At 72.4% G+C, this 12,183-nt stretch carries 1 protein-coding gene (running past one end of the window); it reads right to left on the bottom strand.

Annotated features, from left to right (window positions below):
- Positions 1–12,183, bottom strand: the final stretch of a protein-coding gene (locus ACFMRZ_RS06740) for a non-ribosomal peptide synthase/polyketide synthase (RefSeq protein WP_400178350.1). The gene runs 15,063 nt beyond the window's last position; the window shows 12,183 of its 27,246 coding nt (coding positions 15,064–27,246); the start codon falls outside the window, past its right edge — the gene reads right to left on this strand; the stop codon is at positions 1–3.

Here is a 12,183-nt window from a genome sequence, read left to right on the forward strand (position 1 = left end):
TCACCCGTCCTCTCGGGCCGCCAGGCGCTCCGCCAGGACCGCGCCGACGGCCGCGCTCGGGGCGGGCAGGTCGAGATCATCGTGGGCGCTGTCCACGACGTGCTCGATGATCTCGCCGTGCACGACCTCGGACCAGCGTTCCGCCAGCGACTCGGTGACCGGCGCCCCGTCGGGGGTGAGACCGGCGCGGAACACGAGCACATCACCGTGGAAGTCCGGTGAGCGGTACTCCCGCAACATCTTCCGGTTGTTGCGCATGACCGTGAGGACCGCCGTGGCGATCCGCCGATACTCGTCCGAATCCACCATGTCGCCGTAGCGGGCGCTCGCCCAGGCGCGCATCGCGGCACTCAACTCCTCCTCCGCGGGCTCGGCCGGACCGCCGGTGCCGTCCGCGGTGGCGGGGAGGCTGTCGATGAGGGCGAGCAGCGCGACTTCGTGTCCGCGCCCGCGCAATTCGGCGGCGATCGCGTGGGCCGCGGTACCGCCGAACGACCACCCCGCCAACTGATAGGGGCCGTCCGGCTGCGCCCGCACGATCCGGTCGGCGTAATCGGTGACGAGTTCGCTCATGGACTCCGCCACCGGTGTCACGCCGTCGAGACCGCGCGCCTGCAGCGCGTACACCGGGCGGTCGCCGACGTACGCCGCCAGCGCCTGATACGGCCAGCCGAGTCCGCCGCCGGGATGGACGCACCACAGCGGGGCCCCGGAACCGTTGCGCAGCAGCAGCATCGGCGCGAACGGGTCCCCGTCGGAGACCTCCTCCGACAGCCGCGGCGCGAGTTCGGCGATGGTCGGTGACTCGAAGAGGGTGCGGATCGGCACCTCCGCGCCCAGGTCGGCGCGGATCCTGCTCACCAGCCGCGTCGCCAGCAGCGAGTGCCCACCCAGGTCGAAGAAGTTGTCGTCGATCCCGACCGATCCGGTGCCCAGGACCTCGGCGTACAGGTCGGCGAGCGCCTGCTCGGTCTTCGTGCGCGGTGCGCGGTAGGTGCCGCCGACGAACTCCGGGGCCGGTAGCGCCCGGCGGTCCAGTTTGCCGTTCGCGGTCAGCGGCAGCCGATCCAGGACCACGATCGCGGCCGGGACCATGTACTCCGGAAGATGCTGTGCCGCAAAGGAACGCACCTCCGCGGCCCGCCCGCTGGCGCCGGGGTCGTTGGCGTAGCCGGACAGCGCGCCCACCGGTCCGGCGGGCCGGTACACGCCGGTGAGCGCGCCCGGCTCCGCGGCGGTGAATACGACATCCATCAGGCCGGGCGTCGGCGACAGCGTCACCGCGGCGCGGTAGCCCAGTCGCTCGCCGAGCAGGTGCAGATCCTCCGGCCAGACGCCGCCCGCGCGGGGCAGCGCGTCCAGCACCGCGTCCAGGGGCTTCCGGTCGTCGGCCGCCCGGAGCGCTTGCGCCGCGGCGATATCCGCGGCCATGCCCGCGTGCGGCACCTCGGCCACGCGCAGCCCGTCGCGGCCGGGCGTGAGCAGCGATTCCCGCACGGTGAGCAGGTCACTCCACGGCACGGTCGGCACGTCGGCCAGCGAGCGCGGCGCGGCGGGCGCCTTGTACAGGACGACCTCGTAGCGATACCGGCTCAGTTCGTTGTCGAACCGGCCCCGCTTGAGTTGGATGTCGACGCCGCCGATGGCCCCGACGCGGGCCGCGACACCGGCGAAGAATTCCGGCGCCAGCAGCAGTTCCTGGTCGGCGGCGATCTCGCGGCGGATCCGGTCGCGCACGACGGCGACGCTCGACGTGCCGGGAACCTTCGCCAGTTCCACACCGGTGGCGAAGGCGTCGAGCAGCGTGTGGTTGCGCACGTCGCCGACGAACAGCGCCCCGCCCGGCGCCAGCAGCCCGACGGCCTTCTCGATGACGTCGAGCAGGTAGCCGGCGTTCGGGAAGTACTGCACCACCGAATTCAGCACGATCGTGTCGAAGGTGTGCTCCGGCAGCCCGTCCACCACGTCGGCGGGCTGCACGCGCAACTGCACCCGGCGCACCCAGTCCCGGCCGTCGGCCCGCAGCCGCGCGGCGAGCACGTCGATGGAGGTCGCGGAGAAGTCGGTGGCCCAATACTCTTCGCACTCCGGCGCCAGCTGCGAGAGCAGCAGACCGGACCCGGCGCCTATCTCGAGCACCCGTGCCGGGCGCAGGGCGCGCAGCCGCGCCACGGTGGCGGCCTGCCACGCGCGCATGTCGTCGAGGTCGATCGGCTCGCCGGTGTAGCTGGAATTCCAGCCGGAGAAGTCGGCGCCGAGTTCGGCGGTGACCTGTTCGCGGGTGTAGAGCTGTTCGCCGGAGGTCAGGTCGTCGTAGATCTGCCGCCACTGGCCGACCAGTTCGTCCTCGCGGGCGTGGTCGCGCCGCATCGACACCTCGGGGTCGACGACGACGTAACCGACGAGTTGCTTTGCCCCGCCGTCGGTTTCGCGGGCCAGGACCGCGGCGTGCGCGACGCTCGGGTGCGCGGTGAGCGCGGCCTCCACCTCGCCCGGCTCGATCCGGAAGCCGCGGACCTTGACCTGCTGGTCGGCGCGCCCGACGTATTCCAGTGCGCCGGAACGGTTCCAGCGCACCAGATCGCCCGATCGGTACATGCGCTCCCCCGGCTCGCCGTACGGGTCGGCGGTGAAGCGTTCCGCGGTGCGCGCCGGGTGCCGGAAGTAGCCGCGCGCCAGGTGTTCTCCCGCGATGTACAGCTCACCCACCACGCCGATCGGCACGGGCCGCAGCCGCGCGTCGAGGACCCGCAGCCGCACATTGTCCAGCGGCGTGCCGATCGGGACCGGGTTGTCGCCCTCGCGATACGGGTGGCCGGTCGCGAACGTCGTTGTCTCCGTGGGTCCGTAGACGTGCACGAGGGTGGTGTCCGGGCAGGCCGCGCGGACCGCGGTGAACGCGCCGGCGCGCACCTCCTCGCCGCCGGTCCACACCTCGCGGGTGCCGGCGAGCGCCTCGGGCGCCGTGTCGGCCAGCAGGTTGAACAGCGCGGTGGTCAGGAACAGCGCGGTCACACCGGTCGTGGTGAGGGTCTCGGCGAGGGTGCCGGGGTCGAGCTGTCCCGGTGGCGCCACCACGATCTCGCCGCCGGACAGCAACGGCACCCAGGTTTCGTAGGTGGTGGCGTCGAACGCGGTCGCCGAGTGCAGCAGCACCCGCCGGTGCGCGCCGCCGCGCCAGCGCCGGTCCGCGGCGAGCGCGGTGATGTCGCGATGGGTGGTCATGACGCCCTTCGGGCGGCCCGTCGACCCGGACGTGTACATCAGGTACGCCAGCCCGTCGGGGTGGATCGTGCCGCCCGGATCGGCGTCCGGGCCGCTGTCGAGATCCACGGTGTCGAGCAGGATGCGGTCGATGTCGCTGTCGCCCACCACGTCCGCGGTCGCGGTGTCGGTCACGATCACCCGCGGCCCGGCGTCGGCGAGTAGATATCCGGTGCGCTCGCTCGGATAGCTCGGGTCGATGGGCACGTACGCCCCACCGGCCTTCAGCACCGCCAGTTCGGCGACGATCAGCCGCGCCGAGCGCGGCAGCGCCACCACGACCCGCGACTCCGGTCCCACACCGGCGCGCGACAGGACCCGGGCCAGCCGGTTGGCGCGCGCGTCGAGCTGCCGGTAGGTGAGCCGGGCGTCGGCGGCGGTCACCGCGACCGCGTCCGGCGTCGCCGCGGCCTGCCGCGAGAACTGGTGCGGCACCGAGGCTTCCGGCAGCGGCAGCGTGGTGTCGTTCCACGCGTGCAGCACCCGATCCCGTTCGCCGGGCTCCAGCAGCTCGTAGCGGTCGATCGGCCGCGCGGGGTCGGCGGTGACCAGGTCGAGCAGCCGCGCGAACCGCCGCGCGATCGTCTCGACGGTGGCGCGGTCGTACAGATCGGTCGCGTACTCGATGGCCCCGGCGATCGCGGGGGCGTCGTCGCCGGATTGCTCGCCGAGTTCGAAGAACAGGTCGAACTTGGCGGTCCCGGTCGGCGCGGGCAGCGGGGTCAGCCGCAGATCCGGGAACTCGACCTCGGGAACGGTGTTGTTCTGCCAGGCGAAGCACACCTGGAAGATCGGGTGGTAGGCGGTGGAGCGGTTCGGGTTCAGCAGTTCCACGAGGCGCTCGAACGGCGCGTCCTGGTTCTCGTAGGCGGCCAGCGCGTGGTCGCGAGTCCGGTCCAGCACCTCGTCGAATGCCGGTGCGGCCGAGAGGTCCACGCGCAGCACCCAGGTGTTGACGAAGAAGCCGACCAGGTCGGTGAGCGCCTCGTCGGTGCGGCCGGCGATCGGGTTGCCGATCGCGACGTCGTCCCCGGCGCCGAGGCCGCGCAGCAGCACCGCGAGCGTGGCCTGCAACACCATCGACACCGTCGCGTGCCGGCGGCGCGCGAGGGCGGCCACCGCCGCGTAGGTGTCGGGCCCGATCGTCACGGGCACCCGGTCGCCGCGGTGGCTCGCGACCGCGGGCCGCGGCCGATCCGTCGGCAGCGCAACGCATTCCGGCAGTCCAGCCAGCCGGTGCCGCCAGTAGGCGAACTGGGTGGACAGCAGGCTGTCGGGGTCGGTCTCCGCGCCGAGTGCCCGATGCTGCCACAGGGTGTAGTCGGCGTACTGCACGGGCAGCGGCGTCCACCGCGGGGCCAGGCCCGCACTCCGCGCGGCGTAGGCGGTCGTGATGTCGCGCACCAGCGGCGCCGACGACCAGCCGTCACCGGCGATGTGATGGACCACCAGCACCAGGACGTGCTCGTCCGGCGCGCAGCGGAACAGTCCGGCCCGCACGGGAATCTCGCGGGCGAGGTCGAACCGGTATCCGGCGGCCGCGGCCACCGCGCCTGCCACCTCGGCCGGGGCGACGTCCACCACCGGCACCTCCAGCGCGAGTCCGTCCATTGGCAGGATCCGCTGATACGCCACACCGTTGTCGGTGCCGAAGATCGTCCGCAGGCTCTCGTGCCGCCCCACCACGTCGGCGCAGGCGGCCGCGATCGCGGCGGTGTCGAGCGCGCCGGTGATGCGGACCGCGACCGGCATGTTGTAGGTCGCGGACGGTCCCTCGAAACGGTGGATGAACCACAACCGGGACTGCGCGTAGGACAACGGGATTCGCTCCGGCCGCGGCTGGGCGGTCAGCGGCACCCGCACCGCGTCGGCGCGCGCCACGATCGGCGCCAGCCCGGCCACGGTCGGGTGGGCGAAGACCTGCCGGATCTCGACCTCCACACCCAGTTCGGTGCGGATCCGGCTGAGCAGCTTGGTCGCCAGCAGCGAGTGCCCGCCCAGGTCGAAGAAGCTGGTGTCCGCGCCGACCTCCGGCACGTCCAGGATGTCGGCAAAGATCCGCGCCAGCGCCTGTTCCAGCGGGGTTTCCGGAGCGCGCCGGTGCCCGGTGTCGAAGACCGGCGCGGGCAGCGCGGCGCGGTCGAGTTTGCCGACCGGAGTGACCGGTACCTCGTCGAGGACGGTCACCGCGGCGGGCACCATGAACGCGGGCAGTTGCTCGGCCACCGCGCGCCGCAGCGCGCCCGCGTCGATCGTGCGGCCCGCCGCGGGCAGCACGTAGGACACCACGGATTCGTCGCCACCGGGGGTGACATGCTTTGTGGTGACGGCGAATTCGACCTCTTCGTGGGCGGTCAGCGCGGCATCGATCTCGCCGGTCTCGACGCGGAACCCGCGGACCTTGACCTGGAAGTCGCTGCGCCCCAGGTATTCCAGCTCGCCGTGCGCGTGCCAACGGACGATGTCGCCGGTGCGATACATGCGGCGGCCCGGGGTGAACGGGTCGGCGACGAAGCGCTGCGCGGTGAGATCGGGACGCCCGTGATAGCCGCGGGCGGTCTGCGCCCCAGCCAGATACAGCTCTCCGTCGACACCGATCGGCACCGGGCGCAGGCGCGCGTCCAGCACATAGGCCGCGGTGTTCCACACCGGCGACCCGATCGGCACGACGTGCCCTGTCCCGCCGGTCAGCGCCGACGCGGTGGCGTGCACGGTGTACTCGGTCGGCCCGTACAGGTTGTGCACCTGCGCGTTCGGCAGTGCGGCCCGCACCCGATCGAGGGTGCGCGGCGGCAACTGCTCCCCGGCGGCCAGGATCGCCCGCAGCGACCCGCACCGGCCCGCGTCGAGGTGCTCGGTGAACACCGTCAGCATCGAGGGGACGAACGACACCATCGTCACCGCGTGCGCGTCGATCGTCCGGATCAGGTAGCCGGGGTCGCGATGGCCGTCCGGCGCGGCCACGACCAGGCGGGCGCCACTGATCAACGGGCACACCAGTTCCCACACCGACACGTCGAAGGTCAGCGGCGTCTTCAGCAGCACGGTGTCGGCGGCCGACAGCCCGAACCGATCGGCGAGCCACAGCACCTGGTTGACCATCGACGCGTGGGTGACGGTGACGCCCTTGGGTTCTCCGGTCGAGCCGGAGGTATAGACGACGTCGGCGGTATTGCCCGGGCGCAGCGGGGCGCTCCGGTCGGCGTCGGTCACCTCGGCGCCGGACCCGGTGGCGTCGGCCGGATCGAACACGGCGCGATCGGCCGGGACGGGCAGATCGCGGCGGCCGAGCACACACACGGGGACGGCCGCCGACAGGACGCGGGCAATGCGCTCGGCGGGATGGTCCGGGTCGATCGGGACGTACCCGGCCCCCGAGGTCAGCACCGCGAGCACCGATACCACGAGGTCCACCGAGCGCGGTACGGCGACGGCGACGAGGGTTTCCGGTCCGGCGCCGCGCCGGATCAGCATGCGCGCCAGGCGATTCACCCGCCGTGCCAGTTCGGCGTAGGTCAGTGTCTCGCTACCGTCGGTGAGCGCGACGGCCGCCGGTGTGCGCGACGCCTGGGCCTCGAACAGCGACACCAGGGTGGCGTCGGGATCCACCGGCGCCGCGGTGTCGTTGAACCGTTCCAGCACGACGGCCCGCTCGTCGGCGTCGATCGCGGTGATGTCGCCGGTCCGGACGCCTGGATCGGCGACCAGTTCTTCCAGCACCAGCAGCAGTCGCCGGGCCAGTTCTTCCACCCGGTCCGCGGTGAAAGCCGCTGGGAGGTACTGGAATCGGGCCCGCAGCCGCGCTCCGGTGTGCACGATCAGCGACAGCGGGTAGTGCGGCGAGTCGTTGGACCGCACGCCGTCCAGGCGTAGTCCGTCGATCGCCGCCGCGTGCGCGGCCAGGCCGTCCTGGTCGACGGGGTAGGACTCGAACACGGTGAGGGTGTCGAACAGGGTCGCCGTTCCCGCAGCCCGCGCGATGTCGGTGAGCCCCAGCTGATGATGTTCGAGCAGCGCCGCCTGTTCGGCCTGCACGCGGTCGAGGAGGTCGGCGGCGGTCTCCCCCGGCTCCAGGCGGACCCGGACCGGGACGGTGTTGATGAACAACCCGACCATCGTCTCGATATCGCGCACCTGCGGTGGCCGGCCCGACACCGTCGCGCCGAACACCACGTCATGGCGGCCCGTGAGCCGCGACAGCAGCAGCGCCCACGCCACCTGGATCACGGTGTTGACCGTAATGCCCAGCCGCGCCGCGAGTTCCGAGAGCCCGGCGGTGGCTTCGGCGGTGAGATCGACCTCGAGCTCGGCGACGCGGGCCGCCAGTTCGCGGTGGTTCTCGCGAGGCGCCAGCAGGGTCGGCTCGGCGCCGTCCAGCGCCGCGGCCCAGGCCCGCCGGGACGTGTCAGGGTCCTGGCGTCCCAGCCACGCCAGGTAGGTGCGGTAGGAGGCGACGGGGCCGAGCAGCGCCGCGTCACCGCCGCCGGCATAGGCGATCAGCAGGTCGCGCAGCACCAGCGGCATCGACCAACCGTCCAGCAGCACATGGTGATACGACACCACGAGCGCGAATTCGCCGTCGGCGACGGTGACGAGGGTGAACCGCAGCAGCGGTGGCGCGGCGAGATCGAAGGTCTCGGCCTGATCCTGTGCGAGCCAGTCGGTCAGGGCCTCGTCGCGGGCCGCGCCGCGCAGATCGACCTCCCGCCACGGCACCGTGACGTCGTCGACCACGACCTGTACAGCGTCGCCGCCCGCGGTGGAGACGAACGCCACCCGCAGGTTCGGGTAGCGGTCGAGGACCGCCTGGGCGCACCGCCGCAGCCGGTCGGCGTCGACCCGGCCGGACAGGGTCAGCACCAGCTGCACCGCGTACACGTCGACCGAATCCTGGGCCAGCAGAGCGTGATACAGCAGTCCCTGCTGCAGCGGCGCGAGCGGCCAGGCGTCGGCGATCGCCGGATAGCGGCGCTCCCACCGGTCCACGTCGCGCTGTTCGGCCCGCACCAGCGCGAAGTCCGACGGGGTGTGGCCGCCCGCGCCCGCCCGTACGTGCGCGGCCAACGCCGACAGCGCCGTCGTCCACAGGTCGGCGAGTTCGGCCACGTCGTCGCGGGACAGGAGACCGGCGGGGAAGGCGAAGCTGCCCCGCAGGACGGCGCCGTCCGGGCCGTCGGCGACGAGCGCGTTGATGTCGAGCACCCGGTTGGCCGGCGTGTCGGCGTCGACGGCGACCGCGGAGAGGTCGGTCTCGGCGGACGGCAGCCAGCCGTCCGCGGTGCCCGGCGCGATCTCGCCGCCGGTGCGGCCGAGGTAGTTGAAGCTGATCTGGGCGCGGTCGAGATCGGCCAGCGCCGGTGCGGTCGCTTCGTTGAGGTAGCGCAGCAGTCCGAAGCCGATGCCCTTGTCCGGCACGGCCAGCAGTTGCTCCTTGACCGCCTTGATCGCCGCGGTGAGTTCCGCGCCACCGGCCACCGCCGCGTCGGCGTCGATTCCGTTGAGCCGCAACCGAACCGGGTAGGCGCTGGTGAACCAGCCGACGGTGCGGGACAGGTCGGCGCCGTCGGCGATCGACTCCTCGCGGCCGTGGCCTTCCAGTTGCACCAGGGTGTCGGTTTCGGTCACGCCGCGGCGGGTGCGCCAGACGGTGACCGCCAGCGCCAGCGCCGCCAGCAGGCCGTCGTTGACGCCGCCGTGGAAGGCGCCCGGAATCTCGGTGAGCAGGGCGTCGGTTACCTCGGCGGGCACGGTCACCCGGACCTGCTCGACCGTTGCCGCCACGTCGACGGCCGGGTCGAGGGGCCGCGCACCCAGCAGAGGATCCGGGCCGTCCAGCACCCGCTCCCACCACGCCGCTTCGGCCGTCCGGCCGGGCCGATGCGCCTCGTCCCGCAGCGCATGCGCCCAGCGCCGCATCGAGGTACCCACCGCGGGGAGCACGGGCGGCTGCCCCGCCGACACCCGTGCCCACGCGGACATCAAGTCGGGCACCAGAATTCGCCACGACACGCCGTCCACAACGAGATGGTGCGCCACCACCAGCAACCGCCCCGCCCGCGCCACACCACGATCGACCCACACGAACCGAACCACCCGGCCCGCACCTGGATCCAGCCAACCCACCGCCGCGTCCGCCGCGGCCATCACCGCCGCATCACCGAAATCATCCACCGCGACCCGTTCGATCAGCGCCTCCACATCGACGGCTCCCGGTGCCACCACCTCGAGCCGCCAGTCTCCCGTAACAAGCTCCGCCGCAGCGTCAGCCGACTCTCGTGCGACCACCTCGCCTTGCGGATCCTCGACGCCACGCACTGTCAGCGTCTCCGCATCGCCCGACTCCGCCACCACATAGGCGTGCCGATCTTCCGTGACACCCGCTACCGCCGCGGCAGCATCGACGGATTCCGCGGTGGAATCGACCGAGTCCCGTACCGCCACATCAGCGGGCCGGGCTTTCACGACACCCGCTGTCCCCGCGGCGGTATCGACCGACTGCGAGGCGGTCGTGGCGGCGGGACGGTCTTCGGTGGCGGGGAGAAGGCGGGCGCGTAGCATGTCGTGCTGGTTGATTACCGCTGCGAGGGTGGTCGCTAGTGCGGTGCGGTCGATGCCCGCCGGGAGGTCGAGGGCCAGGGATTGGTGGAAGCGGCGGAATTCGCCGCCGCGCCCGACCATCCAGCGGTGGATGGGCAGGAGTGGCAGTTCGCCGACTCCACCGCCGGGCAGTTCGGCCAGCCGGTCGGGGGCCGTCGCGCCGTCGGTGGCGACGGCCGCGAGCGCGGCTACGGTCTTGTGCTCGAACACATCTCGCGGGGAGAAGACCAGGCCGCGCGCCTTGGCCCGCGCCACCAGCTGGATGGACATGATGCTGTCGCCGCCGAGAGCGAAGAAGCCGTCGTCTACCCCGACCCGGTCGCGCCCGAGCACCTCGGCGAACACCTCGGCCAGGGTGTGCTCGGCGGGGGTGCGCGAACTCCTGGTGATGTCACCGGCGTCGAATACCGGCTCCGGCAAGGCTTTCCGGTCCAGCTTGCCCGACGGTGTCAGCGGCAGTGCGGCGAGCACCATGATCGTCGCGGGCACCAGGTGGGCGGGCAGCCGCTCGGCGAGCGCCGCGCGGAGGGTCGCACCGTCCAGGGCGGCGTCCTCGGCCGCGACGGCGTAGCCCACCAGCTGGTCTCCGAGCGTATTGCCGCGGACCGCCACCGCCGCCCGGGCGACGCCCGGCACGGCGAGCAACGCCGCCTCGATCTCACCCAGTTCGATGCGGAAACCGCGCACCTTGACCTGGAAGTCACTGCGCCCCAGGTATTCCAGCTGACCGGCGGGAGTCCAGCGGGCCACATCGCCGGTGCGGTACAGCCGGTCGCCCGGCGCGCCGTACGGGTCGGCGACGAACCGCTGCGCGGTCAGTCCGGGACGGCCCAGATAACCGCGGGCCAGCTGCGCGCCGGCCACATACAGATCCCCGGCGGCGCCGATGGGCGCCGGACGCAGGCGCCGGTCCAGCACCCGCACCGCCAGACCCGGCAGGCCGCGGCCGATCACACCGGTGGCGTGGCCGCGGACCAGCGCGGCGTCGAGCGCCTGGAAGGACACGTGCACCGTGGTCTCGGTGATGCCGTACATGTTCACCAGCCGCGGCGCGGTGTCGCCGTGGTGGTCGTACCAGCGCGCCAGCTGCGTGAATTGCAGTGCCTCGCCGCCGAAGACGACGTGCCGCAGCGCCAGGTCCCCGGCGCCGGACTCGGCCGCCGCCCGATCGGCCTCGATGAACTGATAGAACGCCGACGGCGTCTGATTGAGCACGGTGACCCGTTCGCGCCGCACGAGTTCACGGAACCGGTCCGGGGTGCGGGACGTGTAATAGTCGACCACCACGAGAGTGCCGCCGTAAGCCAGCGGCCCCCACAGCTCCCACACCGAGAAGTCGAACGCGGCGCTGTGGAACAGCGTCCAGACGTCGGTGTGGTCGAACCCGAAGTGCGGCTGCGCATTACCCAGCAGTTCCACGACATTGCGGTGGGTGACGACCACCCCCTTGGGACGCCCGGTCGAGCCGGAGGTGTAGATGACGTACGCGGGATGCGTCGCGCGCAGCGGAGCCCGCCGCTCGTCGTCCGTGAGAAGCGCTGCGGCCGAAGGTATTTCGAGCGTGTCGAGGTCGAGGCGGCGGAAGTCCGACGTCACCTCGGGCGCGATGTCGGAGGTGGTGAGGACGCAGACGGGCGCGGCGTCGGCCAGCGTGTAGGCGATGCGCTCGGCCGGATACGCCGGGTCCACCGGCGCGTACGCGCCACCGGCGGCGAGCACCGCCAGGATCGCGATCACCAGATCCTCCGATCGCGGCAGCAGCACGGCCACCAGCGCCTCGGGTCCCACACCCGCCCGCACCAGGGTGCGCGCCAGCCCGTTGACCCGCGCGGCGAGATCGCCGTAGGTGAGCGTGGTGTCACCGCACCGCACGGCGACCGCGTCCGGCCTCGCGGCGGCCTGCGTCTCGAACAGCGACGTCAAGGTGGCACCGGCGTCGACCGGGTGCGCGGGTTCGTGCCAGCCGTGCAGCACCGCGCCGCGTTCGGCGGGATCGAGCACATCAATATCGCGAACCGCCCGCGCCGCGTCGGCCAGGACGGCGTCCAGCACCCGTTCCAGGCGCGACACGATCGCCGCCACCGCGCCCTCGTCGAGCAGTTCGGGCTGATACCCGGCAACCAGGTGCAGGCGCGAATCCTGTTGCGCGACAATGCTCAGCGGGTAATGCGTGGAATCGTCGGCGTCGGTCGCGGTGGCCTTCGCGCCGTCCAGGCCGTCGGCGAGCCCGGCCAGCGCGGCGGTGTCGACGGGATAGGACTCGAAGACCAGCAACGTGTCGAACAGCTCACCGACGCCGGCCGCGCTGTGGATGTCGGCCAG

Source organism: Nocardia sp. N2S4-5 (genome assembly GCF_044628355.1).
In the GTDB taxonomy this organism is placed as follows: Bacteria; Actinomycetota; Actinomycetes; order Mycobacteriales; family Mycobacteriaceae; genus Nocardia; species Nocardia wallacei_B.